General features: G+C 41.5%; 28 protein-coding genes. 22 read left to right on the top strand and 6 right to left on the bottom strand.

The genetic code is table 11. The features are described from left to right. The first annotated feature begins 9 nt into the window (after positions 1-9). The 7 genes from secY (at position 10) to rplQ (ending at position 4,664) form a co-directional block, all read left to right on the top strand. Positions 10-1,341, top strand: a complete 1,332-nt coding sequence (secY, locus tag JMY02_RS06890) for a preprotein translocase subunit SecY (RefSeq protein WP_201596713.1) — start codon at positions 10-12, stop codon at positions 1,339-1,341. Positions 1,342-1,372: 31 nt separating this feature from the next. Then, entirely contained in the window at positions 1,373-1,489 is a 117-nt protein-coding gene (rpmJ, locus tag JMY02_RS06885; RefSeq protein ID WP_010196721.1) for a 50S ribosomal protein L36, read from the top strand. A 250-nt stretch (positions 1,490-1,739) separates the two neighbouring features. Then, positions 1,740-2,096 (top strand): 30S ribosomal protein S13, encoded by a 357-nt coding sequence (gene rpsM, locus JMY02_RS06880; RefSeq protein ID WP_021813384.1) that lies wholly within the window; start codon positions 1,740-1,742, stop codon positions 2,094-2,096. 20 nt (positions 2,097-2,116) lie between these two features. After that, positions 2,117-2,506, top strand: coding sequence for a 30S ribosomal protein S11 (gene rpsK / locus JMY02_RS06875; protein WP_010196728.1), 390 nt, complete (start codon positions 2,117-2,119; stop codon positions 2,504-2,506). 48 nt (positions 2,507-2,554) lie between these two features. Continuing rightward, the gene (rpsD, locus tag JMY02_RS06870) at positions 2,555-3,196 is read left to right on the top strand and encodes a 30S ribosomal protein S4 (protein ID WP_058025563.1); all 642 of its coding nucleotides are present in this window, start codon (positions 2,555-2,557) and stop codon (positions 3,194-3,196) included. A gap of 81 nt (positions 3,197-3,277) precedes the next feature. Then, positions 3,278-4,285 (top strand): DNA-directed RNA polymerase subunit alpha, encoded by a 1,008-nt coding sequence (locus JMY02_RS06865; protein ID WP_021813386.1) that lies wholly within the window; start codon positions 3,278-3,280, stop codon positions 4,283-4,285. A 19-nt stretch (positions 4,286-4,304) separates the two neighbouring features. Continuing rightward, on the top strand, positions 4,305-4,664 hold the full coding sequence (gene rplQ / locus JMY02_RS06860; RefSeq protein WP_021813387.1) for a 50S ribosomal protein L17: 360 nt from the start codon (positions 4,305-4,307) through the stop codon (positions 4,662-4,664). A gap of 91 nt (positions 4,665-4,755) precedes the next feature. On the opposite strand, the gene JMY02_RS06855 is transcribed toward rplQ, so the two are convergent. Next, positions 4,756-5,376: an L-threonylcarbamoyladenylate synthase gene (locus tag JMY02_RS06855; protein WP_201596563.1), complete on the bottom strand. Its 621-nt coding sequence runs from the start codon at positions 5,374-5,376 to the stop codon at positions 4,756-4,758. 220 nt (positions 5,377-5,596) lie between these two features. Next, positions 5,597-6,322: an elongation factor P hydroxylase gene (locus JMY02_RS06850; protein ID WP_201596561.1), complete on the bottom strand. Its 726-nt coding sequence runs from the start codon at positions 6,320-6,322 to the stop codon at positions 5,597-5,599. A gap of 153 nt (positions 6,323-6,475) precedes the next feature. Between JMY02_RS06850 and JMY02_RS06845 the strand changes: the two genes are divergently transcribed. The 6 genes from JMY02_RS06845 (at position 6,476) to lysM (ending at position 10,992) form a co-directional block, all read left to right on the top strand. Beyond that, positions 6,476-7,069, top strand: a complete 594-nt coding sequence (locus JMY02_RS06845; RefSeq protein WP_201596559.1) for a YceD family protein — start codon at positions 6,476-6,478, stop codon at positions 7,067-7,069. A gap of 311 nt (positions 7,070-7,380) precedes the next feature. Then, positions 7,381-7,563 carry a 50S ribosomal protein L32 gene (gene rpmF, locus JMY02_RS06840; protein WP_057758809.1) on the top strand — a complete coding sequence of 61 codons (183 nt, stop codon included), beginning with the start codon at positions 7,381-7,383 and terminating at the stop codon, positions 7,561-7,563. A 459-nt stretch (positions 7,564-8,022) separates the two neighbouring features. After that, positions 8,023-8,991 (top strand): ACP S-malonyltransferase, encoded by a 969-nt coding sequence (fabD, locus tag JMY02_RS06835; protein WP_201596557.1) that lies wholly within the window; start codon positions 8,023-8,025, stop codon positions 8,989-8,991. Next, positions 8,982-9,716 (top strand): 3-oxoacyl-ACP reductase FabG, encoded by a 735-nt coding sequence (gene fabG / locus JMY02_RS06830; RefSeq protein WP_265087960.1) that lies wholly within the window; start codon positions 8,982-8,984, stop codon positions 9,714-9,716. The genes fabD and fabG overlap by 10 nt, the downstream gene beginning before the upstream one ends. 270 nt (positions 9,717-9,986) lie before the next feature. After that, positions 9,987-10,223, top strand: coding sequence for an acyl carrier protein (gene acpP, locus JMY02_RS06825; protein ID WP_021813394.1), 237 nt, complete (start codon positions 9,987-9,989; stop codon positions 10,221-10,223). A gap of 259 nt (positions 10,224-10,482) precedes the next feature. After that, complete coding sequence (gene lysM, locus JMY02_RS06820) at positions 10,483-10,992, top strand: peptidoglycan-binding protein LysM (RefSeq protein ID WP_201596553.1); 510 nt, start codon at positions 10,483-10,485, stop codon at positions 10,990-10,992. Between the two features lie 115 nt (positions 10,993-11,107). On the opposite strand, the gene queG is transcribed toward lysM, so the two are convergent. Beyond that, positions 11,108-12,352 (bottom strand): tRNA epoxyqueuosine(34) reductase QueG, encoded by a 1,245-nt coding sequence (gene queG, locus JMY02_RS06815; protein WP_201596551.1) that lies wholly within the window; start codon positions 12,350-12,352, stop codon positions 11,108-11,110. Between the two features lie 329 nt (positions 12,353-12,681). Here queG and JMY02_RS06810 point away from each other — a divergent pair, with 329 nt between their 5' ends. Beyond that, positions 12,682-14,502, top strand: a complete 1,821-nt coding sequence (locus JMY02_RS06810; RefSeq protein WP_201596549.1) for an NAD(P)H-hydrate dehydratase — start codon at positions 12,682-12,684, stop codon at positions 14,500-14,502. A gap of 186 nt (positions 14,503-14,688) precedes the next feature. Here JMY02_RS06810 and JMY02_RS06805 read toward each other — a convergent pair whose 3' ends face one another. Next, complete coding sequence (locus tag JMY02_RS06805; protein ID WP_201596547.1) at positions 14,689-15,186, bottom strand: DUF4124 domain-containing protein; 498 nt, start codon at positions 15,184-15,186, stop codon at positions 14,689-14,691. A gap of 981 nt (positions 15,187-16,167) precedes the next feature. On the opposite strand from JMY02_RS06805, the gene JMY02_RS06800 reads away from it, so the two are divergent. From JMY02_RS06800 to JMY02_RS06765, 8 genes are all read left to right on the top strand, one after another. Next, the gene (locus JMY02_RS06800; protein ID WP_201596711.1) at positions 16,168-17,880 is read left to right on the top strand and encodes an acetolactate synthase 3 large subunit; all 1,713 of its coding nucleotides are present in this window, start codon (positions 16,168-16,170) and stop codon (positions 17,878-17,880) included. Then, on the top strand, positions 17,880-18,377 hold the full coding sequence (ilvN, locus tag JMY02_RS06795; protein WP_201596545.1) for an acetolactate synthase small subunit: 498 nt from the start codon (positions 17,880-17,882) through the stop codon (positions 18,375-18,377). The genes JMY02_RS06800 and ilvN overlap by 1 nt, the downstream gene beginning before the upstream one ends. A 150-nt stretch (positions 18,378-18,527) precedes the next feature. Further along, a complete protein-coding gene (gene ilvC, locus JMY02_RS06790) occupies positions 18,528-19,544 on the top strand; it encodes a ketol-acid reductoisomerase (RefSeq protein WP_201596543.1) in 1,017 nt (338 codons plus the stop codon). Positions 19,545-19,837: 293 nt separating this feature from the next. After that, the gene (locus JMY02_RS06785) at positions 19,838-20,263 is read left to right on the top strand and encodes a hypothetical protein (RefSeq protein ID WP_201596541.1); all 426 of its coding nucleotides are present in this window, start codon (positions 19,838-19,840) and stop codon (positions 20,261-20,263) included. A gap of 364 nt (positions 20,264-20,627) precedes the next feature. Beyond that, complete coding sequence (locus JMY02_RS06780; RefSeq protein ID WP_010196799.1) at positions 20,628-20,840, top strand: cold-shock protein; 213 nt, start codon at positions 20,628-20,630, stop codon at positions 20,838-20,840. Between the two features lie 215 nt (positions 20,841-21,055). After that, positions 21,056-21,616, top strand: a complete 561-nt coding sequence (locus JMY02_RS06775; RefSeq protein ID WP_201596539.1) for a DUF421 domain-containing protein — start codon at positions 21,056-21,058, stop codon at positions 21,614-21,616. A gap of 435 nt (positions 21,617-22,051) precedes the next feature. Further along, positions 22,052-22,801, top strand: coding sequence for an electron transfer flavoprotein subunit beta/FixA family protein (locus JMY02_RS06770; RefSeq protein ID WP_201596537.1), 750 nt, complete (start codon positions 22,052-22,054; stop codon positions 22,799-22,801). Positions 22,802-22,953: 152 nt separating this feature from the next. Beyond that, the gene (locus tag JMY02_RS06765; protein ID WP_201596535.1) at positions 22,954-23,886 is read left to right on the top strand and encodes an electron transfer flavoprotein subunit alpha/FixB family protein; all 933 of its coding nucleotides are present in this window, start codon (positions 22,954-22,956) and stop codon (positions 23,884-23,886) included. An 85-nt stretch (positions 23,887-23,971) separates the two neighbouring features. On the opposite strand, the gene JMY02_RS06760 is transcribed toward JMY02_RS06765, so the two are convergent. Both JMY02_RS06760 and JMY02_RS06755 read right to left on the bottom strand, forming a co-directional pair. Next, a complete protein-coding gene (locus tag JMY02_RS06760; RefSeq protein ID WP_201596533.1) occupies positions 23,972-24,766 on the bottom strand; it encodes a TrmH family RNA methyltransferase in 795 nt (264 codons plus the stop codon). Between the two features lie 286 nt (positions 24,767-25,052). Further along, on the bottom strand, positions 25,053-26,036 hold the full coding sequence (locus tag JMY02_RS06755) for a class 1 fructose-bisphosphatase (RefSeq protein ID WP_201596531.1): 984 nt from the start codon (positions 26,034-26,036) through the stop codon (positions 25,053-25,055). Positions 26,037-26,108: the final 72 nt, after the last annotated feature.

Genomic DNA, 26,108 nt, shown 5'->3' with positions numbered 1-26,108 from the left:
AAACAATCAATGTCATCGGCTGGTATACCGCTTAATCCATTTGCATTCATACGCAAGTATGACGAATTATGGACGCGTTTATTATTCTTAATCGGCGCATTGATTGTTTATCGTTTAGGGTCACATATTCCAGTACCGGGTATCAACCCAGTTAATTTGGCTGATCTGTTTTCGCGCAACGAAAATACCATCTTGAGCATGTTTAATATGTTCTCAGGTGGTGCACTAGAGCGTATGTCCATTATGGCACTTGGCATTATGCCATATATCTCAGCATCGATTATTGTACAAATGATGTCTGCAGTATTGCCGTCGCTTGAAGCCCTCAAAAAAGAAGGTGAAGCGGGACGACGTAAGCTAAACAAGTATACCCGTCAGGGAACACTTGCTTTAGCTCTAGTACAGTCATTAGGAATGTGTGCTGGCTTAATCAGCCAAAATCTTACCTTGTCGTCTGGTCTTACTTTTTATATTCCAGCCGTTACGTCGTTAGTAGCGGGCGCAATGTTCTTGATGTGGCTTGGAGAGCAAATTACAGAACGTGGCGTTGGTAATGGTATCTCAATGCTCATTTTTGCGAGTATTGTGGCTGGTACGCCAGGTATGATTTCGCAGTCTATCGAACAAGTCAATCAAGGTCAGATGAACTTGATTGTGTTATTTATTTTTGTGCTACTAGGTATCGCGGTTACTGCTGGTATTGTTTATATTGAACGTGCTCAGCGCCGTGTTCCCGTAAATTATGCGCAAAAACAACAACAAGGTCGCAAAATTTATGCTCAACAGCAATCTCATTTGCCGTTGAAGCTTAATATGGCAGGAGTTATCCCCGCCATTTTTGCCAGTTCTTTATTGTTGTTTCCTGCAAGTTTAGGGCAGTGGGTTGGTCAATCAACTGATCCTACCTTTACACAAAAGATACTACAGAATATGGCATTGGTACTGTCTCCAGGACAACCGCTATATTTAGTAATGTTCGGTGCAATGATTATTTTCTTCTGTTACTTCTATACGGCATTGGTATTTAGTCCGCGAGAAGTAGCTGAAAACCTTAAGCGTAGTGGTGCGTATATTCCAGGTATTCGCCCCGGACAACAAACTCAGCGTTACCTCGATCATGTATTAAACCGACTGACCTTTATTGGCGCGATGTATATGACGGTTATTTGTTTAATGCCAATGGTCGTTCAGTCATCGTTTGGTGTGCCGTTTCAACTCGGTGGTACGTCTTTACTGATTATGGTGGTTGTGGTAATGGATTTCATTTCGCAAATTCAAGCGCATTTGATGACCCATCAATATCATGATCAGACGTTAATTCAATCGCCTACTCAACCTTAAATGAGTGGTGCGATATTTCAAGGAGCATGCTATGAAAGTTCAAGCATCAGTTAAGAAGATTTGTGGTAGCTGTAAAGTTGTGCGCCGTAAAGGCCGTGTACATATTATTTGTACTGCAGAACCTCGCCACAAGCAACGTCAAGGTTAATATTTAGTATCATAATTTTCAACTTTTGTTACTATTTAAATTAATACTTGAAAAATAAAGGCGGATGGGATATCATCCGCCACTTGCCGTGTTTATGCAGAATTATTTATGATGTTATCAATGTATAGGTTTGTAACCAAGTCAAAACAGCGATAATAAATATAAAAGCTCTAGTATTAACAGCAACAAATCTGAAAAATAATGCCTTATTGATAAATAACGCTTATTTTTCTTTAATGGAGAGAAATCAATGGCTCGTATTGCCGGCGTAAACATTCCGGATAATAAGCATGCTGTTATTTCACTAACTTACATCTTTGGTGTAGGCCGTACCACTGCTCAGAAAATCTTAGAAGCAGTTGGCATTGCCCCTACTACTAAAGTTAGTCAGTTAGATGATACACAGTTAGATGCTATCCGTGCACAAGTTGCAAATTACATGACTGAAGGTGACCTTCGTCGTGAAGTTTCAATGAATATTAAGCGTTTAGTTGATCTTGGTTGTTACCGTGGCATTCGCCATCGTCGTAACCTACCGGTTAGAGGTCAGAACACCAAGAACAACGCTCGTACTCGTAAGGGTCCGACACGTCCTCTCAAAAGATAATTAACTTAGGAAGCTAAAAGATGGCAAAAGACACTCGCAGTCGCAAAAAGGTGGCTCGTCGTTCAGTATCGGAGGGCATAGCCCATATCCATGCGTCTTTTAATAACACCATTGTTACGATTACCGATCGTCAAGGTAATGCATTGGCTTGGGCCACTTCAGGTGGACAAGGCTTCCGTGGTTCACGTAAATCTACACCATTTGCAGCTCAGGTTGCAGCTGAAGTCGCTGGTAAAGCGGCTCAAGAATACGGTGTTAAGAATATCGACGTTTTGGTCAAAGGACCAGGACCGGGTCGTGAGTCTGCGGTAAGAGCACTAGGTGCATTGGGTTATAAAGTTAACAGCATCTCTGATGTAACCCCAATCCCACACAATGGTTGCCGTGCGCCGAAAAAGCGCCGCGTCTAATATTAAAGACGAAGCTTTTTATCCCAAAAGCTTATAGGAGACATAACAATGGCCCGCTATATTGGACCAAAACTAAAATTATCACGTCGTGAAGGAACAGACTTAGGTCTTAAGTCTGGCGTTAAACCATACGACGTAAAAACGAAGAAAGCTGGTCGTCCACCAGGTCAACACGGTGTAAGCCGTAACAAGACCTCAGAATATGCTCTACAGCTGCGTGAAAAGCAGAAAGTTAAGCGTATCTACGGTGTACTAGAGCGTCAGTTCGCTAATTACTATAAAGAAGCTGCTCGCAAGCGCGGTGCTACTGGTGAAAACTTGCTAGCAATGCTTGAGAGTCGTCTAGACAACGTGGTATATCGCATGGGCTTTGGCTCAACTCGCGCTGAAGCACGTCAGCTAGTCAGTCATCGTACTGTTATGGTAAAAAAAGCTGGTCGTGATGAGTTTGTTCGTGTGAACATTCCATCAATTCAGCTTCAAGATGGTGATGTCATCGCTATCCAAGAGAAGTCTCGCGAACAGCTACGTATCAAAAACGCTATTGAACTAGCGACACAACGTGGTATTCCAGAATGGCTTGATGTTGATCACAGCAAACTACAAGGCACGTTTAAAAAAGCGCCTGATCGTATTGATCTACCTGCTGAAATCAACGAAAGCTTGATCGTTGAGCTATACTCTAAGTAAATGACGTAATGCTCGATGCTATGAAAATAGCATTGAGCAATTAACGTTAATTAAACCAGTTTAATAAATCGAGGTGACATCATGATGCTAAATGCAACTGAGTTTCTAACGCCGAATGCCATTAATGTGGATACGGTTAATGAAACGATTGCGAAAGTCACGCTCGAACCGTTAGAACGCGGCTTTGGGCATACCCTAGGTAATGCTCTGCGTCGCATCTTGTTATCTTCATTACCTGGTGCTGCAGTCATTGAAGCTGAGATTGATGGTGTTGACCATGAATACTCAACGCTTGAAGGGCTACAAGAAGATGTACTTGACTTGCTTTTGAATCTAAAAGGCTTGGCAATTACGCTTCACGACCAAAATGAAGTATTTTTGACCTTGGATAAACAAGGTCCAGGCACTATTACTGCTGCAGACATCGCGTTACCGCACAATGTTGACATCATCAATCCAGAATTGGTCTTGGGTACATTGAGCGATCGTGGTCATCTTAAGATGCGTTTGCGTGTAGTGATGGGTCGTGGATATGAGCCAGCAAACCAGCGCCGTGAAGATGGTGACACTAAGGCAATTGGACGTTTAAAGCTTGATGCAAGTTTTAGTCCTGTACTTCGTGTTGCTTATCAGGTTGAGAACGCTCGTGTAGAGCAGCGTACTGATCTTGATCGTCTTATCATTGAGCTTGAAACTAATGGCACTATAGATCCAGAAGAAGCAATTCGTAAAGCAGCCACTATTTTACAACAACAGATTTCTATCTTTGTTGACCTAGAAGCTGAAGAAGCGCCTGAGCCTGTGAAAGAAAAAGAAGAGGTTGATCCGGTGCTATTACGCCCTGTGGACGATCTTGAACTAACGGTTCGCTCAGCCAACTGCTTGAAAGCTGAAAACATTTACTATATCGGTGATTTGGTACAGCGTTCAGAGACTGAACTACTAAAAACCCCAAATCTTGGTAAGAAATCATTAACAGAAATCAAAGACGTGTTAGCGTCTAAAGATTTGGAGCTTGGTATGCGCCTAGATAACTGGCCACCAGCTGATTTACGTGTTGATGATCGCTTTTCTTATCGTAGCCGTTAAACTTTAAGGATTTTTGACTATGCGCCATCGTAAGAGTGGAGTCAAGCTGGGTCGTACCGGCAGTCATCGTAAGGCAATGTTTCAGAACATGACCAACTCATTATTTGAGCATGAACTGATTAAAACAACTTTACCAAAAGCTAAAGAATTACGTCGCGTTGCCGAGCCATTGATCACTATGGCTAAAGAAGACAGCGTTGCTAACCGTCGTTTAGCATTCAGTCGTATGCGTAGCAAAGCTATGGTAGGCAAATTATTTGGCACGTTAGGTCCTCGTTACCAGACGCGTCCAGGTGGTTATTTGCGTATCGTAAAATGTGGTTACCGTGATGGTGACAATGCGCCGATGGCTTATGTAGAATTGGTTGATCGTGACTAGTTTTATACTGAAAATATAAACTTATAAAAAAGCTCCAATTGAATTGGAGCTTTTTTTTGTCTTAAATTTGACTGCTTATAATATTAATTGGCTAAAGTAATAATGAATCGACATCAGCCGCACCTTGTCTGATAACTTCAGGAACGCTGCTAGTCATGTCTACGATAGTAGTAAGCTTGGTTGTCTTTATACCTGCGTTAATCAATCCGTCGATTTGGTTACCTAGCAAGTCTTCAATTTCGAATGGATCGTCGAGTATGTCATCTCTATTAGGTAAAATTAAAGAGCTGGTTAAGATTGGTTCATCCATCGCCTCCAAAAGTGCCTGAGCAATAGGATTACTAGGTACACGAATACCGATGGTTTTTTTCTTGGCATGGGCGAGTTTTTTCGGTACGTCCTTTGTGGCATTTAGGATGAAAGTAATGGGTGCTGGGGTATGTGCTTTAAGCTGTTTAAATTGTACATTGTCAACACTAGCGTAATTGGCAATTTCGCTTAAGTCACGACACAACAAGGTAAACTGGTGCTTGTCATCAAGCTCTCGAATTTGCTTGAGCTTTTCTAGTGCATCTTTTGCACCCAAACGGCAACCAAAAGCATAACTGGTATCAGTGGGATAGATGATTAATAGATCTTTACGCAATAGATCAGCTGCTTGTTCGATCAGGCGCGGTTGAGGGTTGTCTGGATGTATATAAAGTACTTGCATAATGGTTCCTTATTTTATAGTTATTGGTTTTTAGCGATTAAGATATATGTGCTTTCATGAGATGTATATATCATCATTTAGGTGACTATCAATTGCATTGAGGATACGTACTAGTATAGCGTAAAGCAAATATAAGTTTAGTGACGTGGCGTTACTGTCCGTTGGGAATCGTTAACGACACAACAGTAAAGTTAAACAGTTAGCTTTACACTGATTTAGATTAACCAGAAGCACAAACCGTTAGGAAAGTGTGCAACAAGATTTTGGCATCACGTGGTAGGGTATGTGGCTTTGTAATGTACTCTTTGGCCTGTAGATAAACGTCACTAGCAAACGTACTGCTGCTGGTGACGAATTCTGCAAACAAATTGTCCTGTGAAACTTGGAACGCTCGTCCGCAAGCTAGAGTGAACAGACACTCCAATGCTTGTGGTTTAATTTCTACACGCTCAAAAGCTTGTTGTTGGTCTGCTGAGCGTCCATCTGGTGCATACCAGTAGCCAAAATCACTAAGTGCTCTACGCGATTTACCTGCGATGCACCAATGGCTCATTTCATGCAGTGCACTGGCAAAAAAGCCATGAGCAAATTCAATTCTTGCCGGTTCATTGTGTTGATGAGGGAAATATTCTGGTTCTCCCGCACTTCGAGCTAATAAGACTTTTTGATCATCAAATAAGATATTGAACAGTTTTATAAGCCAGTCTGTTGCCGCTCGTTCATTTTGATCTAATTCTTGTTGAGCGCTATCATTAATTTTTATACTAGAGAGTCTTTGCCATTCTTTTTTCCATTCACTTAAGTGTTCCTCTCGTTTAAAAATTAATGAGGCTGGTGTGTTTTCTTGGATATGGTTTGTCAGTTCGGTTAGATGTTGCAGCAGATTGTTGGCTTCGATATAAGATAGCAAGTGAGAAAAATCAGTTTGATTGTTAAATGAGCTCATAGATAAAGCACTGACCAAATAGAGAATAAGGAATAGGGAATTAAAACAGCCTAGAGATAAAAAAATATTAACATACTAGCGCTGGCGCAGCTCGGCGCTTTCCATTAGTATGGCAGGCAATATTATACATCGTTTTTATGAATGAGGTCGCGCATGTCAAGCACTCCAGAAACTAAACCGTCAGCACTTCAAGTCGATAATAAAAAAGCGCCTGTATCTAGCAGCATGCCTGAACATATTTCTTTAGATAAGTGGGCGGATGCGGGTTTTGAATGGTCAGGAGAGGTGGATCCAAACTCTTTTGATCGTCTTGCTGCTACCCTAAATACTGAGCATGAGCAGTCAAAAACACAGCTAGATGCTCATTTGTATCGCCGTAATAACGTTTTACATTTAGCATTTACACTGACAGGTGAAGTTTGGTTAACTTGCCAACGTTGTCTACAACCAGTCGCCATAGACTTGTCGGATGATTATAATGTTGCGCTACTTGAGAATGACAGCCAAGTGCGCTCAGTTAATGACGAGCAAGATTATTTATTGCTCGATGAAGTCGTTATTGAACAATCACCAGAGCGCTTATTGCCATTCAAGAAACTGGTAGAAGATGAGATATTGCTCAAAACGCCAATGGCACCAAAACATGATGATTGTGAAATGTCGGTTGAGCAGTTTGGTGAAATACCAGAAGAAGAAGAAAGTGAGAATCCATTTGCTGCTTTGGCTTCACTAAAAGGCAAGCTATAAAAGTGATCTCTTTAAGGTATTTGAGTGTCTTTTAACAGCTTTGTACAGAAGAGTGAAAGGCAGGGCTTTATTAATTGAATAAACATGCGTATAATATCCGGTTTATTGCATTCGAGCAACCTGTTGCTTGCTGATAGAAGCTGACTGATTAAATTTTTTATAAATTCTAGATGAAGTCAGCGCTTTATGTGAGCGACAATCTATTTAACTAATGATGCTTAAGACTTAGGTTGTTGTGATTATATAGCCTCTGTCAGTATCGACTAAAGCTGAATTTCAAGCTTATCCCTTTTAAGTATAGGAGCTATATCATGGCTGTTCAAAAAAGTCGTAAAAGCCGTTCTCGTCGTGACATGCGCCGTTCACACCATCGTATGGAAATTGCTGAGCTAAGCGTAGATGCAACGACTGGTGAAAAACATCGCCGTCACCACATGACTAAAGATGGTTTCTACCGTGGTCGTCAGTTATTCAAAGTCAGTCAAGACGCCTAAGACATTGGCTGCATGATAGCTTGGGCGAAGTAATGATAGTACTGGTGACTGTTGTTATCTTTGTCTGGCTGTTGTTAGGCAATCAGTTTTGAGCTAAAAAAAGCCAAGTTATTTCGCTATCATATATTATGTAGCTGGATAACTTGGCTTTTTGTTATTTGAGATTTAACTCGTTGTCTCACTAAGTTTTATGGTTAGTACTTGAAAAGTACGCTGATATAATGAATATTTTTAACTTGAATGGCGCTTTGCTACTGTTGTTCGGTTTGCATCCGCTATGATAATAGAGTGGGTCAGTGTATAGTTGACTGACAATTTGTACTTCGCAAAAGAACGCTATTTTAAAAATGTCTATTCTTTGAAATGACTATCGTTGAAGTAGCCGTTTGTATGACATCTTATAATATAATACCCTCAGTATTTTTAGGGATATTTGTAATCAACTAAGGAATATTGGTTATGGCTTCTGTACCCGATATGGTAAAAAAGCAACCCGTTCGTATCGCAGTCATTTTTCCTGGACAAGGCTCTCAAGCAGTCGCGATGACGAGTGAGCTTGCTGAAATTTATCCAGAGATACGTGATACTTTTACCGAAGCGAGTGATGCGCTTGGTGAGGATTTATGGGCAATCTGTCAAGATGAAGAAAAGCTCAACCAAACCCAATACACTCAGCCGGCACTATTAACAGCTAGCATTGCAATTTGGCGTGTCTTACAACAAAAAATAAAAGAAAAGCCATGTTATTTAGCGGGCCACTCGCTAGGCGAGTACAGTGCTCTGTGTGCTGCCAATGTTATATCGCTTGGTGATGCAGTAAATCTAGTGCATAAGCGTGGCCAGTTGATGCAAGAGGCGGTCGTCGGCGTCGATACCGCGATGGCTGCAGTGCTGGGTCTTGAAGATAATAGAGTGGAAAATCTGTGCGAGCAAGCGACTGAACATGTTGATGGTGCTATTGTTGGTGCTGCCAACTTTAATAGCCCAGGCCAAGTGGTCATATCGGGTAATGCGGCCGGCGTTAATGCGGTGATCGATAAAGTAAAAAATACTGGCAAAAAATCTGTGCCTCTAAAAGTGAGTGTGCCCTCTCATTGTGCACTGATGCAACCTGCAAGTAATGCTTTGGCTGAGATATTAGCAGGCATCAAGTTTGATCAAGCAACCATTCCTGTTATTCAAAATCGTTATGCACGCGTCGAGACCAGCGCGGTAGGCATTAAGCAAGCATTAACTGAGCAACTAAGTGAGCCTGTATTGTGGTCAAAAACCATGCAGGAGCTGGCTGACAAGCAAATTAACCTATTAATCGAATGTGGCAGTGGCAACGTACTAAGTAATTTAGCGAAGCGTCAAGCACAGCCAATTACCAGCTATCCTACTGACAAACCTGCCCGTCTAGAGAAATTATTGGAGGTATTATTATGAGCCGTACGATTACATTAGTTACTGGCGCTAGCCGCGGTATTGGCAAAGCAGTCGCCAAACGCTTTGCTAAAGAAGGGCATTTCGTCATCGGCACAGCGACCACTGAAAAAGGCGCTGAGCTTATTAATGATTATCTTCATGATACTGGTGGTATTGGTCGTGTTTTAGATGTGCGTGATACTGCCCAAATTGATAAACTGTTTGAAGAGATTGAAAGCGTTTATGGTGCGGTACAAGTATTGGTCAATAATGCTGGTATTACCCAAGATGGACTGCTGATGCGTATGAAAGATGAAGATTGGGAAAATGTCATGGACACCAATTTGACCTCAGTTTATCGCATGAGTAAACGTGCTGTACGCGGTATGATGAAAGCACGCCGCGGTCGCATTATTAATATAACCTCTGTTGTCGCTCAAATGGGCAATGCTGGTCAGTCTAACTATGCTGCGACCAAAGCTGGTGTAGAAGGCTTTAGCCGTACGCTCGCGCGTGAAATTGGCTCACGACAAGTGACGATCAATTGCGTCGCTCCAGGTTTAATCGAGACAGATATGACTGATGAGCTTGATGAGCGTCTATTAAATTCTATGTTAGATGCCGTACCAATCAGTCGTCTTGGTCAACCAGAAGATATCGCGGCAGCAGTGCATTTCTTGGCCAGTGATGAGGCCAGCTATATCACAGGAGCCGTTATTCCTGTCAATGGTGGCATGTACATGTAGATAACAAACGAGCGTTACACAGTTATAATAAAAAACTGTGTGAACGAGTGTAAACTATAATAAAGGATGCTATAATGGCGGTTACTTTTATGCCAAAGCCCTGTATTATAGCGAGGCTCTACCAGATATTGGTCAAAACGTATAACTTGTTATAAAGCACTTAGACAGCCATGCTAGTCTGAAAATCCCATTTTATATACAATGCTATAGCGCCTACTTATAGGGCTATGGTAATCTGTCAAAATAATAGATCAAAAAGGAGAAATCTACATGAGTAATGATACCGAGCTAAGAGTTAAAGCTGCAGTAGCTGAGCAATTGGGTATGAACGTTGAAGATATCAGTAATGATGCTTCATTTATGGAAGACTTAGGCGCTGATTCGTTAGACCTAGTTGAATTGGTTATGTCGTTTGAAAGTGATTTTGGCATTACCATTCCTGATGAAGATTCAGCAGAATTAACGACAGTTCAAAAAGCAATTGACTATGTACAAGCGCAGCTATAATTAGCTACTGGCTCAACGAGTTTTGCACGACCGCTTATCTGAATAGATAGGCGGTTTTTTTATGACCATACATTAACATAAGCTACGCCAAATCAACATTACTCAACATACTCTTACTATTCATGTCATTTTCCTTTGTCTATACTGGAAACGGTAAAAGTAGCGAAGTGACAATAGATAATTATCTATATAGTTAAGTATCTATATCATCACAAAAAAGCGATGAACAATAAATAATAATATTTTAAGGAATAATTATATGGGTATGTTCAGTTTTGCAAAGGATATTGGTGATAAGATTTTCAATCGTGATGACGCCAAACATGATGCCAAAGTGGAAACGAAAGCAGACGCCAATACGCCAGTACAAAGCAGTGAGCCTTCGGCTCAATCAGTTGCTAATATATTACTGCGCCGCATTCAGCAGCAAAATCTTAATATCGGCGATCTAAAAATCAAATATAATGGTTCAACTGATACCGCGGAAATTAGTGGTAAAGCCAAAACCCAAGCAGACCGCGAAAAAGCGATCATTGCTATTGGTAATGTACAAAATGTAGCCAAAGTAATCGACAATATCGATATCGAAGAAGATGCACCTGAGTCTACTATGTATACCGTGAAGTCGGGCGACAGTTTGTCTAAAATTGCGCAAGATGTTTATGGTTCATCAAATGACTATATGAAAATTTTTGAAGCCAATAAGCCAATGCTATCTGAGCCTGATAAAATATACCCAGGTCAAGTGCTACGCATTCCTAAGCCTTAATATTGATTTTAGATTCTTAAAAATATATGAATCTTTAGCAATATAGGCCAATAAAAAATGCCTCTTAATAAGAGGCATTTTTTTGGTTTAGATTTTAGTTCAGATCGGTAGAAATCTACGGTTTAACCGTCTTTAATTTATCGCGCTGTTCAGCTATCGCCCAAGTGATATGTTCATCGAGCATCTCATTATGTACACCCATTTTTGATTGTAGTTGTGCTATCGTTTCTTGGCTGCCATTCGTATTGCCAAGTCCTATGGCAATATTGCGCAAAAAATTGACATAACCTGTGCGTCGAAGTGGACTGCCTTCGGTTTTTTTCATAAATTCTGCTTCTGGCCATTGCCATAACTCAAGCAAACTGCTGTTATCAAGATTGTGCCGTGGTGCAAAATCTTCTACCGGCGTGAGATTGGCGTAACGGTTCCATGGACAGATAAGCTGACAATCATCACAACCAAAGACTCGGTTGCCAATCGCATGTCGGTATTTAGGATCAATGATACCATCATGTTCAATAGTCAGGTACGAGATACAAGCAGAAGCATTTAGCTCATAAGGCGCTACAATGGCTTGGGTAGGACAAATATCGATACAAGCGCTGCAACTGCCACAGTGTTCTTTTACTGGTGTATCGTCAGGCAACTCAAGGCTTATAAATAGCTCACCAAGTACAAAGAATGAGCCAGCTTGCTTATTGATTAATAACGTGTGCTTTCCTGTCCAGCCAAGGCCAGCTGCCTCTGCAATGGGACGTTCAAAAATAGGCGCAGAATCACTGAAGGGTCTAAAAATAAAATCCTTTTCTGAGCCAATGTTGAGGTGTCGCCATTCAGGCAGCATGGTTTCGATGGTTAGTGCCAACTGCTTTAGACGACTACGCATGGTCTTATGGTAATCGCGCCCTCTGGCATAACGGGCAATGATGCCTTGATTGGGGTGGTCATTATCACTGACAGTGCGCGGTGTCGGGGATTGCGTGAGATAATCCATACGCACGCTAATGATGGTCTTTGCACCCTCTACCAACTGTTCAGGATGAGCGCGCAGATGATGGTTATTGTGCATAAACTGCAACTGACCTTCATAGCCTTTATCTAGCCATTGCTGCAAATGTACAATCTGCTGAGTAAATAGAGGGTGGTGAACGGATAAGAAACCGCAGTCAGCAAATCCTAGCGCCTGTGCCTGAGTTTTAATCCATTGATTGACATCTGCCGCAGTTGCAAAGGCCTGCGTATGAGTATGAGTGACGGCAATTTTTTTTGTCGACGCATCGTTAGGGGTAGACGATAGCTGCTTGGCTGATGTTTGCTTGGTTGATAAAATTGGCAAGTCTGGTTGAGAGTCATTATTCATGTTTGGCAGTAGGTATTGAGGTGAATACCGTTATGATAAGCCTGTGAGCGAAGAGCGCAAGCATAAAAGCAAATAAACTCGTATTCATATTGATACATAAGTCAAAGTAAGCTTTTGCTAAGCTAATATAAGTAAAAAATTAACGCAATATAAAATACTATATAGTCGATTCTAAATAAAAAAAATACATTATATTCCAACGCTGAACTGGCATAAATTTCTCTGGCTTGCTGTGCCTGCGCAGACAGAGGCGGCGAAAAATTTATGCCAGTCCCGCTGACTCGTTTTTATACTGAACTGATGATAGTAAAAATAGCTAAGGAACGATTATGCAAGCCCAATCCAATTTACTGTACACAAAAACTACAGCACCCATAGCGCTATATAGCAGCAAGCAAGTATACGCTATGGAACAGGCATGGTTTGCAGAAGGTCATGACAGTTTTGGATTGATGCAACAAGCCGCTTGGCAAATGTCGCAACATATCGAACAGCTTTACGAGCAAAAATATCTAAATACGCAATTATCAATGAGCACTAGCATGTATCGTTCTGACACACGCCAGCGCGAAGCCAGTATTTGGGTAGGAAAGGGCAATAATGGCGGTGATGGTTGGCTTATTGCTTATTATCTGCGTCAAGCTGGCTGGCAAGTAACCGTCATAACCGTTGGTTTTGAAAAGCAAGATTTTGATATAAATCATACAGCGGAAATTTCTAATACGGCATGTTCAATAACGGATGCGACTAAAGCTCTACAAGTAGCCTTGTCTGCTCACTGTGATTATCAGCGCTTTGAAGACAGCAACAGCCGCCCAAATGACTCATTAGGCATAGCTTTATCTGCTGATGTCTATATCGATGCCCTATTTGGCATTGGATTTGATCGTGCACCTGAAGGGGTGTATAAGCAGGCAATCCACAGGTTCAATGATGCAGTACGACAAAATAACGCCTTGGCAATTGCCGTCGATATTCCGAGTGGGTTGGTGGCTACTACTGGTGAGGTGTTTGACCGTGTAGCGATACAGGCGGATATCACGCTATGTTTGATTGCGCGAAAATTCGGTCTACATACCAAAGATGGTGTGGATTACAGCGGAGAAATAATTGATATACCCTTGATACCTTTTCAAAAGGTTCTTGACCAAGCAGCGTCTGATAAAAACGATGGTCAAGACGTCAATCAAGCAAACGTACCAGTTGCCATGTTACTAAAGGCGGCACATCGATTAACTGCACGTCGTCAAAACAGCTATAAAGGCAGCTATGGTCATGTATTGGTCATTGGTGGTAATCGTGTTGATCAGTCACAAGGTATGGGCGGCGCTGCAATACTGTCTGCGGCTAGTACAATGGCAACAGGAGCGGGGAAAATCACAGTCGCCTGTCATGAGAGATTTCACGGGGCTTTATTGACCTCATTGCCAGACGCAATGACTCTCAATCTGCATGACACAGATGGAGTAGAGGTTTTAATCAAAGAAGCCAGTGTCATTGCTATTGGTATGGGATTGGGCCGTGATGAAAAGGCGAAGGCGTTATTTATCAGCTACATTAATGCCGCTATTGCAGAAAAAAAGCCATTAGTGATTGACGCTGACGGTCTATACCATTTGGCTTCATTGAGTAAGGCCAATCATGAACTTATCACTCAACTGCGAGACTACAGCATTGACTATCCAGTTCGTTTGACACCGCACAGTGGAGAAGCTGCCACATTGCTTGATAAAAATATAAGCGAGGTAGAAAGCGATAGGTTGGCAACAATCAAACAGTGCGCTGCGACTTATGGCGGTGATTGGGTGCTAAAGGGGGCTGGTTCTTTGGTGTTAGAGCAGCAGTCAAAGGGCGCGCAAATTTATGTTTGCGGCGTGGGTAATGCTGGTATGGCAACGGCTGGCATGGGTGATGTACTGTCTGGGGTCATTGCGGGCTTGTTAGCGCAGCAAGATCTAACGTCAGATATACGCAGCTTACATCAAGCCGTCATGATACATGGTTTAGCAGGAGATACGCTTGTTAACCAAATGAGGCGTGCTGACAGTGACAATAACGCGCTATTGATTGGACAGCGAGGGCTACAGGCTCAGGATATGCCAGCAGCCATTCGTCATGTTATGCAGTTGGGCGTTGATGCCTATAATTAACACTAATATTAGGGCATGTCTTCAATTCAATCGATGGTCATCTAAATGGGCTAAAAATGTCTAAATTTTGCCAAACTGCGTCAAATAGCTGGTTAATATCTCGATATTATTTACGCTATTTTCCTTGTTTGACTACAATTTATCTTATTTTTATCACCATTTTTAAAATGAAGACATGCCCTAATACTAGGTAGTAGGATTGGCACAATACTGGTTGATTGCTTGCTGCACACGCTCACGCTTAAGCTCAATTTCACGGCCATCTAGATATTGACGTTTGCCACTCGCATCCATCTCATAGATACGCCCACCGACATTTAAGTTGGTCAAATTATTGCGTAATGACTGACAACGTTGAGCATTGGCTTGCGCTTCTTGTTCTTTAATACGCGCCTCTAACTGTGCAACTCGCTGTTCTTCTGCACTTTGGGCGTTGACATCTTGATTGGCATCCGTTTTACCGGCCAACTGTCCTGCATTGTTCTGTCTGCCATCACTACGAAATTCAATCACCTCAATGTTCTTACCGTTTTGCGGTGCATGTTGGCTGTATTTGACTTCGCCGTGCGCACCAATAGATTTATAAACTTGAATAGCCTGGCTGGCATTCATCGACAGCATTAGCATACACGCAGTGCTGATAAGCAGTTTGACGGCGGTATTGATTTTAGATGCATATGCCATGGTGGCAATCCTCTTAATAGGTAAAAACAAATGTGTATACACGCGTAAATATAACATTTAAACATTTTATTAGTATTAAAAATGTACGAGCGTTTTATTTTAACAAATAATTATTATGAATGCATATTATTTAATAACCAATAGTTAGGTATGGGTTTTAGAATTTTTTCTTGACAATAGCACTCAAACCATCGAATATAATAGGAGTTGATTGGTCAGTGAACGGCTTTTATAACATTGCCGTGGCACTCGAAAATAAGAATCATGCGTTACTTATCGGTAACTTATGTGGTTCTATTTTCTTTGTGACAATGATACAAAAAAGGTCGTAGTTCTATTCACTACTATTGATCACTTTGTATATTGTCTCCGGACTTATCTGTCTACAATGACTAAGATAAACTTATTATTTGAAAGCGCTAAATGCGATTCTAGCGATTGTATTAAATATGGCAATATGTTTAGGTATTAGATTTTCTTAATGAGTCTATGGTGATATCTCCTGATATCATGAGTAGTATCGGCTATGAAAGTCGTTTTATCTATATCAATGCATCTGTATAAATCAATCTATACAAGTGCTTGCTGATATTCATTATTAATAATAAGCTTCTTTTGTAGATGCGCCTGCATCTATCTTGTCACTGTATACCGATAACCTTCTGTCACAACGCTGACCCAAAATATATTGCTGTGTTTGAGTGGCATGCTGTTTTATAAAGCGGCATGAACCAAATGTAGCGGGCACACATTCTTGGTATGGACAAGGATTCGCATTTATTTTTACAAGAGAAATAACAATGTGCAAACGTGGTTATTTTCTTTTATAAAAAAATGCAATTTTTGCCACAAAAAAAGGTGACGACAGTGACGCAAACCACGCAAAGTCCAAATATGACTGGACATACCCAAACGGGTAATGCCGCCAAAAATTTTGAAGAAAAGCAACAACGCCTTGCCGAAAATAGTCAGCAGCCTGTAATGATGTCTGGCGCTGAGATGTTGGTGCAATCCCTGACCGATGAAGGTGTTAAATACATTTTTGGCTATCCAGGCGGTGCCGTTCTTCATATCTATGATGCCTTGTTTCAACAAGACAATATTGAGCACATCTTAGTACGCCATGAGCAAGCTGCTGGTCATATGGCAGATGCCTATTCGCGAGTGACTGGCAACACTGGTGTCGTATTGGCAACGTCAGGTCCTGGTGCTACCAACACGGTGACAGCCATTGCCACAGCCTATATGGACTCAGTGCCGATGGTTGTTATTGCAGGTCAGGTACCAAGCAGCCTAATTGGTGAAGATGCTTTCCAAGAAACAGACATGGTCGGTGTGTCGCGTCCTATCGTTAAGCATAGCTTTCAAGTACGCCATGCCAGCGAAATCCCAATGATTGTTAAAAAAGCTTTTTATATCGCCCAATCTGGACGCCCAGGTCCTGTCGTAATAGATGTTCCAAAAGACATGACGGCACCCAGCGAAAAATTTGCTTACGAGTATCCAGAAGAAGTATTTATACGCTCTTATCAGCCGTCGGTAAAAGGTCATACTGGTCAAATTAAGAAAGCAGTTGAGACCTTATTAGCAGCCCAGCGCCCTATTATTTATGCTGGTGGCGGGGTTATTTGGAGTAAGGCTCATGAAGAGCTGACTGGTCTTGCCCATCGCCTAAATTTACCTGTGACCAATACGCTAATGGGTTTGGGCACATTCCCAGGTTCCGATCGTCAGTTCTTAGGTATGCTCGGCATGCACGGCACTTATGAGGCCAATATGACCATGCATCATGCCGATGTTATTTTGGCAGTCGGTGCGCGTTTTGATGACCGTGTGACCAATAACGTCAAAAAATTCTGTCCGAATGCGACGATTATTCATATTGATATTGATCCTGCTTCGATTTCTAAAACGATTATGGCGCATATCCCAATCGTCGGCGATGTAAAATCTGTCTTGACCGATATGTTAGACATTATTGGTGACGATAAAGAACTTGAGCAACATGCTTTATTAGACTGGTGGTCGCAAATCAATGAGTGGCGTAAGCGTCATGGTTTGCGTTATGACACCAACACAGATAATGGTATTAAGCCGCAAAGTGTCGTACAAGCCTTATGTAAAGTGACGGATGGCCAAGCCATTATCACAAGCGATGTCGGTCAACATCAAATGTTTGCGGCTCTTTACTATACGTACAATGAGCCTCGTCAATGGTTGAACTCAGGTGGTCTTGGCACGATGGGTGTTGGCCTGCCATATGCCATGGCGGCGAAACTTGCATGCCCTGAGCGCGATGTGGTCTGTATTACTGGTGAAGGCTCTATTCAAATGAATATCCAAGAGCTATCAACCTGTCTACAGTACAACTTACCAGTCAAAATCCTAAACATTAATAATGCACAGTTGGGTATGGTAAAACAGTGGCAAGACATGTTGTATGAAGGTCGCCATGCCCAATCTTATATGAACTCACTGCCAGACTTTGTGAAATTGGCTGAGAGCTATGGTCACGTTGGTATCAAGATTACTGATCCTGCAACCATGGAAGCACAGTTGGCTGAAGCCATGGCTATAAAAGACAGACTGGTATTTATTGACGTTTGTGTCGATCGTAATGAGCATGTATATCCGATGCAAATCGCTGGGCAAACCATGCGTGATATGTGGCTAACAAAAGGGGAGCGTACCTAATGCAACAACAACATCTGATTTCGGTATTAATGGAAAACGAAGCGGGTTCGTTGTCGCGGTTGGTCGGCTTGTTCTCACAACGCGGCTATAATATCGAAACGCTAAACGTCGCGCCTACTGATGATCCAAGTATTTCACGTCTGACGGTAACAACCATTACCTCGCCTGAAAGAATTGAACAAATCACCAAACAATTGCATAAATTGATTGAAGTGGTTAAAGTGCTCAATTTATCAGACACCGTACACGTTGAACGCGAGCTGATGCTCATTAAAGTACGGGCAACGGGAAATGTGCGAGAAGAGATTAAACGTAGTGCCGATATTTTTCGTGCACAAATTGTTGACGTCAATGCCAGTTTATATACCATTCAAATCGTTGGTGACAAAGAAAAGCTTGACGGCTTTATTGATGTGATTGGCCGTGAACGCATTATGGAAGTGGTGCGCTCGGGCGTCATTGGTATTGCTCGCGGCGAAAAAACGCTCAGTATTTAGTACTCATTACGACCCATCTTGATCAAGAGTTATTTTAATTAAGAATTATTTATCTAAATCAACAAAGCGCTTATCTTAGTTATTATATTGGCTACAGCATAAGCGTTTATTATCCATGGCAAGCCATGATTGAAGACAAGGACTCTATTTATGAACGTTTTTTATGACAAAGATTGTGATCTATCAATTATCCAAGGTAAAAAAGTTGCCATTATCGGTTACGGCTCACAAGGCCATGCGCACGCGCTTAACCTACAAGACTCAGACGTCGATGTGACTGTTGGTTTACGTGCTAATTCAGGATCATGGAAAAAAGCTGAAAACGCTGGCTTAAAAGTTGCTGAAGTAGAAGAAGCGGTAAAAGCCGCCGACGTGATTATGATTTTGACGCCTGATGAGTTCCAAAAAGAGCTTTACAATGATGTGATCGAGCCAAACATCAAAGAAGGCGCTACATTGGCTTTCGCTCATGGTTTTGCTATTCATTACAACCAAGTAGTACCACGTAGTGACCTTGATGTCATCATGATTGCACCAAAAGCGCCAGGTCACACTGTTCGCTCTGAGTTTACAAAAGGCGGCGGTATCCCAGATTTGATCGCTATTTACCAAGACGCTTCAGGTCAAGCTAAACAGTTGGCACTATCATATGCTGCTGGTGTTGGTGGTGGTCGCTCAGGTATTATCGAAACCACGTTCAAAGATGAGACTGAAACCGACTTATTCGGTGAGCAGGCCGTTCTTTGTGGTGGTGCAGTTGAGCTTGTAAAAATGGGTTTTGAAACCCTAACCGAAGCAGGCTATGCTCCAGAGATGGCTTACTTTGAATGCTTACATGAGCTTAAGCTCATCGTTGACTTGATGTATGAAGGCGGTATCGCTGACATGAACTATTCAATCAGTAACAACGCTGAGTACGGTGAATATGTGACAGGCCCTGAAGTTATCAATGAGCAATCACGTGAAGCCATGCGTAATGCGCTAAAACGCATTCAGTCTGGTGAGTACGCAAAAATGTTCATCTCTGAAGGTGCAACCAACTATCCATCAATGACGGCTCGTCGTCGTAACAATGCTGAGCATTCAATTGAAGTTACTGGTGCTAAGCTACGCGGTATGATGCCATGGATCGGTGGTAATAAAATTATCGATAAAGACAAAAACTAAGCTTACTATTAAATTATAAAAACTTAGTTAATGAGTCATGCAAAACCCATGTTATTGAATAATAGCATGGGTTTTTTGATGCGCATTATTTGATAGATGTTTTTACAAGGATTGGTTTTATGGGTTGAAAACCAATCATAGCCACCCATATATACAGGCATTATCGTATTAGTTGACTGTTTACTTCTACCAAACCCAAAAAATACGATTGTCGTTATCATCATTTGTTTTTGGACTAAGAAAACAAATGGTTTATCCATTCTTATTTTTCTATAGATTACAGGTTGTGTGTTGTGCAAATATCTTATCCTGACTGGCTAACGCCGCAATTCGTATATATTACTCTTAGCGCTGTGGTAGCAGTTTTGATTTGGATAGAAGGAGAGATGCTCAAAAAGACCAATGGCAAATTGCCTAAGTCTAAATTTTTTCAAATCAGCTCGCTCCTAGACACATTATGGTTCTTTATTTCTGTTGTCATGCTGTACGTGATTGACCTAACACCACTGGCCATTGCTGTACCTGCTGCCTATGGTATTTATACCACTTTTGGCTGGGTTTATGGAACACGATTGTTGAAACGTAAAGGCATTCCTGATTCCCCCAAAGATTTGGTAATACCGGCTAAATATATTGCTTATAGCCAGTCATTTTCGCTGATATTTTTTGCTTTATGTTTATTGGTATTAAGTTCACCGTGGTTGCCCATATCTCAATAAAATATTTTTGAACTACAGCTGATACTAAACAAAATGACTATGCTGTCTTATAATGCAAGATAAGTATAAAGCCAAAATTTAAAAATATCTTTAATATCAGTGTATTATCTAAGTATTTGCTAAATGGCTTCGCTGTCTGAAGTTGATATAAACGGTTTACAAAAATCATCAATTTAGACTGTTGCGCTTATGAAAAACTGTTATAATCGACCTGTACTCAAAGAATCTTGGTAAAAAACCAAAGTTATCTCTAAGGTGATTTACGATTATGAACCGTGATTTTGATCAGAAAATGATCTGGGTATATAACAATTAATCGGTGATGACACACGTCTCGCCAACAGTTAAAGAGTTAGGAAAATTTATGTCAGATAAAGTTGAAGGCACTGTAAAGTGGTTTAATGAAGCTAAAGGTTTTGGTTTTATCGCTCAAGACAATGGCGGACAAGATGTATTCGCTCATTACAGCGCTATCCAAGGTGGCGGTTTCAAAACCCTAGCTGAAGGCCAAAAAGTGTCTTTCATCTTAGGTGATGGTAAAAAAGGCCCACAAGCTGAGCAAATCGAAGCTATCTAATCTAATTGATAATTGAACAGACTGTTTACCAGTTAGTCTAATTACAGTAAGATTAGCAATACGCTAATTTGCTAAAATAATAAAAATACTGTTTCGACTTTAAAAAAAAGCAACCTCTCATCAGGTTGCTTTTTTTATATCATTTTTATCTATAAAAATGATATGTGCTAATTGATGACACGTTCTAACGAAGAGATGATAAAAAAGGTTATTGTATGAAGTGGGAAACTTGGTTTTCAATCGATTGGCAGCAAGTGCTAGGTATTTCTTTATCAGCATTAGGCTTCTATTTAGGCCTCATGCTATTTACGCGGTTGATGGGATTACGGAGTTTCTCTAAGCTTTCAAGCCATGACTTTGCGATGACGGTTGGTATTGGTAGTATACTTGCTTCAACAGTGCTGTCTGATAGACCCTCTTTACTGCAAGGTTTATTTGCCGTCGCGGTGTTATTTTTGATTCAAGGAATGGTTTCGGTCATTAGGCGCAGAGTCAAGCCGCTGAAATCTCTGATAGACAATCAGGCCATTATATTAATGGCGCATGGTGAATATCTTTCGGATAATTTAAAAGAAGCCAATCTAACCACCAGTGATGTCCAAGAAGTGCTGCGTAAAAATGGAATTAAATCTAAAACGGAAATATTTGCCGTGATTATGGAGACGACAGGTGATATGAGTGTTATTAAAAACAATGACGTCACGCCTGATTGGACTTTATTTAATGATATACGGGATAGTGAATTGCTGGTTAAAGCTGACGATAGAACGTCGTAGTTTATTCTTATGCTTGAGTACGCTCAAAAAGACAGAGGATCACAAAACAGTAAGCGAGTCAGACGTTGATGATACTATAAAGATATAAAAGTAGAATTCCAACAAAACAGTGAGATTGACCGCTTATAAACTATTTATTATAGAATAGTGACAAATTTATGACGCATTATTCACGGCGTTGTCTTGACCTTAGGCCTGCGCTCGCGCAAGATACATAGGTCTGATAATAACGGTTGGCTTAGCTTCAGTAGGCTGGATCAATAGAACATAGGCGGTTAATACGATTTTTGATATTGGCTTATGTTACCTGATTCGCGATTTGCTACTGAGCAGTAATAACCTTGAGTAATATGTTGAACGACAGTTTGAATAACAATGAACCTTTGGTTCTTAACTGACAATTTTTAATTCATAACATTAATAAACGAGGAACGTATGAAAGCATTAGTAGCGGTCAAGCGTGTCATTGATTATAACGTAAAAGTTCGTGTAAAAGCCGACAACTCTGGCGTTGATCTGTCAAACACCAAAATGTCGATCAACCCTTTCGACGAAATCGCAGTAGAAGAAGCCGTTCGTCTAAAAGAAGCGGGCGTCATTGATGAGATCATCGTCGCTTCAATCGGTCCAAAAGAGTCACAAGAGCAAATTCGCGCAGCGCTCGCACTGGGTGCTGACCGTGGTATCTTGGTATTGACTGACGCCAAACCTTATCCACTGCAAGTCGCTAAGATACTTAAAAATATCGCCGAAAGCGAAAGCACTGATATTATCTTGTTGGGTAAGCAAGCCATTGATGATGACAACAACCAGACTGGTCAGATGCTTGCAGCATTGATGGGAATCGGCCAAGGTACGTTTGCCTCAGAAGTGAAGGTTGAGGGCGACAAAGTAAACGTAACGCGTGAAATCGATGGTGGCCTACAAACTGTGTCACTTGCTTTACCAGCGGTTATTACGACGGATCTACGTTTGAATGAGCCACGTTATGCTAAATTGCCTAACATCATGAAAGCAAAGAAAAAGCAGCTTGATGAAAAAACGCCAGCTGATTTTGGGGTTGACATGGCCTCTAAGCAAGAGATTATTAAAGTCGTGCCACCTGCTGAACGCAAAGCTGGTATTACAGTAGGGTCAGTTGATGAGTTGGTCGATAAGCTAAGAAACGAAGCAAAAGTCATTTAATGTTTCAATGATTGGATACTTCGCTACGGCATATCCTGTACAAGGCTGTAGATTTGGCTGGTCTCTTTGCTATTAAAAGCAAGCCACCCAAATAGCTTTGTACACAAACAACCGCATGAATAGATGATACGAACAAATAAAGGATTAAAACCATGGCAATTTTGGTATACGCAGAACATGACAATGCCAGTCTAAAAAAGGCAACTTTGAACACGATCGCTGCTGCTAAGCAAATTGGCGATGATATCCATGTGTTGGTGGCAGGTAGTGGTGCTCAAGCGGTCGCTGATGAAGCGGCAAAAGCGCAAGGCGTGACTAAAGTACTGTTAGCGGACAACGCCGCTTATGAGCATCAATTGGCAGGTAACGTGGCGTTATTGGTTGCTGATATTGCTAGTGACTATAGCCATGTTTTAGCTGCGGCCACAACCACTGGTAAAAACTTCATGCCACGTGTTGCCGCTTTGCTAGACGTCAGCATGTTGTCTGAAATCTCTGGTGTGGTAGATGCGCAGACTTTTGAGCGTCCTATCTATGCAGGTAACGCGACGGCAACCGTAAAAACGTCAGAAGACAAAGTGGTACTAACCGTACGTACAACGGCGTTTGATCCAGTTGCAAGCGAAGGCGGCTCAGCCACTGTTGAGACAATCGACAATGTACAAGAAACTGGCAAAGCAAGCTTCGTCAACGAAGAGATGGCGAAATCTGATCGTCCGGAATTGACCTCAGCAAGCATCGTGGTATCTGGTGGTCGTGCATTGGCAAACGGTGAAAACTTTACCAAATACATTGAGCCATTGGCTGATAAGCTAGGCGCTGCTGTTGGTGCATCACGTGCTGCAGTTGATGCTGGCTATGTACCGAACGATATGCAGGTTGGTCAAACAGGTAAAATCGTTGCACCAGACTTATACATCGCTGCTGGTATTTCAGGCGCAATTCAGCATCTAGCGGGTATGAAAGATTCTAAAGTCATCGTTGCTATCAATAATGACCCAGAGTCACCTATTGCTAGCGTTGCTGATTACTTCTTAGAAGCGGATTTGTTTGAAGCATTGCCTGAGCTTACTAGCAAGGTTTAATGTATCAATTGTGGTATGAATGTAATAAAAAACCCACTATCAATCGATAGTGGGTTTTTTTATGTCATAGATATTAACTAGGAAGCTAAGCGTATTGTCTTTGTCGTAAAGTCTCATACAAGCAAAGTGACCCTGCAATGGCGACATTGAGGCTTTCTTGTCCATTGGGTTGCGGCAAGGCAATAGGTGTGGCGCACTGCATCAGCTCATCACAAACGCCTTGACCTTCATGCCCCATAATCCAAGCGATGGGTTGCTTTAAATCATGTTGATAAATGACGGTATCGGTATGTGAGCTGGTCGCAAATAGGGGTGTTTGTACGTTGTTCAAAATATCTTGAACACTCAAGCCCTCAAAAATAGTTAGTGCAAATTGCGCGCCCATGCCTGCGCGTAGTGTTTTTGGAGACCATGCTTGAGCAGTTGCACTGGTGCATAAAATATTATGGATACCGACCGCCGCTGCTGTGCGTAGTAAAGTGCCAACATTACCGCTGTCCTGAACGTCATTAAGAATCAAGCAATCATCCACCATCATCGATAAACTAGGCGTTGGTATCTTAATGACTGCCATGATATCGATACCTGTGCCCAAGCTGCGTACGCTTTCATAAAGCGTGTCTGACAATGCCAAAATGGGTGTATAAGTTGGCAGGCGCGTTAAAATCTGCTGAACCTCAGGATGGCTACGCGCTGACTCAGACAGAAGTATTTGAACAAATGGATAATCACTACGCAGAGCAGCATCGATGAGGTGCACGCCTTCAATGACCGTTTGGCCATGTTTGTTACGCTGGCGAGCTTGCCCCAAGAGTGCTTTTACTAACTTGACCGTCGTATTTTTATCTGAGGTAATCAGCTCGGTGGGATTTAATACCATGATGGATCGCTTAGAAAGAAAAGTAGTATATGGATAATTTTGATAACTGGCACAAAGCCTAATTAGCATAAAACCAAATAAATCATAGGCTTTATGCTAATTATTATCAATGTGAGTTATCCTCGATAGGAGAGCGGATGTATAGTAAGTTCAGTATAAAAACGAGTCAGCGGCACTGGAATGAATTTTTTGCAGCATCGAGCTGCGAAGGCACAGCAAGCCAGAAAAATTTATACCAGTTCAGCGTCGAAATATAATGTATCTGTTTTATTTAGAATCGACTATATTATTTGTCAGTATAATTCACATGTAAGTCTTTAATATAATTGACTTCATTTTTACTACCAAGTACCACAGGCACGCGTTGATGGATATCGGTTGGTTCGATATCTAAAATGCGATGAACGGCGTCAGTTGCTTCGCCGCCAGCGCGTTCAATCAATAGACTCATCGGATTGGCTTCATACATCAAACGTAATTTACCTGCTTTATGAGCGTATTTAGTATCAAATGGATAGGTAAATAGACCACCACGACATAAAATGCGGTGAACATCACCAACCATGGCAGCCACCCAGCGCATGTTAAAATCACGACCACGAACGCCAGTTTCACCAGCGATAAGCTCGTCGATATATTGTTGCATTGGGGCGCGCCAATAGCGATAGTTTGAAGCATTGATAGCGTACTCACTGGTATCAGCATCGATTTGAACATTGTCTTCGATGAGCACATAATCATTAGTGTCTGGGTCTAAGCTGAACATAACGACATTATCTGCTACTGTTAGCGCTAGAACGGTAGACGTTCCATATAATAAATAACCTGCTGCCAGTTGTTGATTTCCTGCTTGCAAAAAATCACTATTCTCACTGACTTGACCTTGGCGCTTATACGGTAGAATGGAAAAAATAGTACCAACTGCCATATTGATGTCGATATTTGATGAACCATCCAGTGGATCAAACAATACCAATAGACTGCCATCAGCATTAGCGGGGGTGGCATCATCCAGCTCTTCTGAAGCAACGCCAGCACAATGTGCATTTTTTGCCAACGCATCTAACAATAAATCATTGGCCAGTACATCCAGCTTTTTCTGATCTTCCCCTTGGACGTTTTGATTGCCAGCTTCGCCTAAGATATCTGCTAAAGCCCCTTTTCTTAGCAATTGTGAGATGACTTTGCCAACGTCAGTAACCGTTGTAATCACGTCATTAAGGGCAGGATTGGTTGCGTGAGCGTTTAGATAGTTTGCTAGGGTCGTCATAAGGCTTCCTAATGAGTGGTATTGAGAATAAAAAATGGCTGAGCGTTAGATAAAAAATAGATAGTATGAGTA

This window comes from Psychrobacter vallis (assembly GCF_904846715.1).
Lineage (GTDB): Bacteria > Pseudomonadota > Gammaproteobacteria > Pseudomonadales > Moraxellaceae > Psychrobacter > Psychrobacter vallis.
Note: the sequence above shows the minus strand (reverse complement) of the source record. Positions and strands in the feature narration are given on the sequence as shown.

Coding starts and splice junctions, on each gene's coding strand:
- secY (WP_201596713.1), top strand. CDS start 10: ATGTCATCGGCTGGTATACCGCTTAATCCATTTGCATTCATACGCAAG.
- rpmJ (WP_010196721.1), top strand. CDS start 1,373: ATGAAAGTTCAAGCATCAGTTAAGAAGATTTGTGGTAGCTGTAAAGTT.
- rpsM (WP_021813384.1), top strand. CDS start 1,740: ATGGCTCGTATTGCCGGCGTAAACATTCCGGATAATAAGCATGCTGTT.
- rpsK (WP_010196728.1), top strand. CDS start 2,117: ATGGCAAAAGACACTCGCAGTCGCAAAAAGGTGGCTCGTCGTTCAGTA.
- rpsD (WP_058025563.1), top strand. CDS start 2,555: ATGGCCCGCTATATTGGACCAAAACTAAAATTATCACGTCGTGAAGGA.
- JMY02_RS06865 (WP_021813386.1), top strand. CDS start 3,278: ATGATGCTAAATGCAACTGAGTTTCTAACGCCGAATGCCATTAATGTG.
- rplQ (WP_021813387.1), top strand. CDS start 4,305: ATGCGCCATCGTAAGAGTGGAGTCAAGCTGGGTCGTACCGGCAGTCAT.
- JMY02_RS06855 (WP_201596563.1), bottom strand. CDS start 5,376: ATGCAAGTACTTTATATACATCCAGACAACCCTCAACCGCGCCTGATC.
- JMY02_RS06850 (WP_201596561.1), bottom strand. CDS start 6,322: ATGAGCTCATTTAACAATCAAACTGATTTTTCTCACTTGCTATCTTAT.
- JMY02_RS06845 (WP_201596559.1), top strand. CDS start 6,476: ATGTCAAGCACTCCAGAAACTAAACCGTCAGCACTTCAAGTCGATAAT.
- rpmF (WP_057758809.1), top strand. CDS start 7,381: ATGGCTGTTCAAAAAAGTCGTAAAAGCCGTTCTCGTCGTGACATGCGC.
- fabD (WP_201596557.1), top strand. CDS start 8,023: ATGGCTTCTGTACCCGATATGGTAAAAAAGCAACCCGTTCGTATCGCA.
- acpP (WP_021813394.1), top strand. CDS start 9,987: ATGAGTAATGATACCGAGCTAAGAGTTAAAGCTGCAGTAGCTGAGCAA.
- lysM (WP_201596553.1), top strand. CDS start 10,483: ATGGGTATGTTCAGTTTTGCAAAGGATATTGGTGATAAGATTTTCAAT.
- queG (WP_201596551.1), bottom strand. CDS start 12,352: ATGAATAATGACTCTCAACCAGACTTGCCAATTTTATCAACCAAGCAA.
- JMY02_RS06810 (WP_201596549.1), top strand. CDS start 12,682: ATGCAAGCCCAATCCAATTTACTGTACACAAAAACTACAGCACCCATA.
- JMY02_RS06805 (WP_201596547.1), bottom strand. CDS start 15,186: ATGGCATATGCATCTAAAATCAATACCGCCGTCAAACTGCTTATCAGC.
- JMY02_RS06800 (WP_201596711.1), top strand. CDS start 16,168: ATGATGTCTGGCGCTGAGATGTTGGTGCAATCCCTGACCGATGAAGGT.
- ilvN (WP_201596545.1), top strand. CDS start 17,880: ATGCAACAACAACATCTGATTTCGGTATTAATGGAAAACGAAGCGGGT.
- ilvC (WP_201596543.1), top strand. CDS start 18,528: ATGAACGTTTTTTATGACAAAGATTGTGATCTATCAATTATCCAAGGT.
- JMY02_RS06780 (WP_010196799.1), top strand. CDS start 20,628: ATGTCAGATAAAGTTGAAGGCACTGTAAAGTGGTTTAATGAAGCTAAA.
- JMY02_RS06775 (WP_201596539.1), top strand. CDS start 21,056: ATGAAGTGGGAAACTTGGTTTTCAATCGATTGGCAGCAAGTGCTAGGT.
- JMY02_RS06770 (WP_201596537.1), top strand. CDS start 22,052: ATGAAAGCATTAGTAGCGGTCAAGCGTGTCATTGATTATAACGTAAAA.
- JMY02_RS06765 (WP_201596535.1), top strand. CDS start 22,954: ATGGCAATTTTGGTATACGCAGAACATGACAATGCCAGTCTAAAAAAG.
- JMY02_RS06760 (WP_201596533.1), bottom strand. CDS start 24,766: ATGGTATTAAATCCCACCGAGCTGATTACCTCAGATAAAAATACGACG.
- JMY02_RS06755 (WP_201596531.1), bottom strand. CDS start 26,036: ATGACGACCCTAGCAAACTATCTAAACGCTCACGCAACCAATCCTGCC.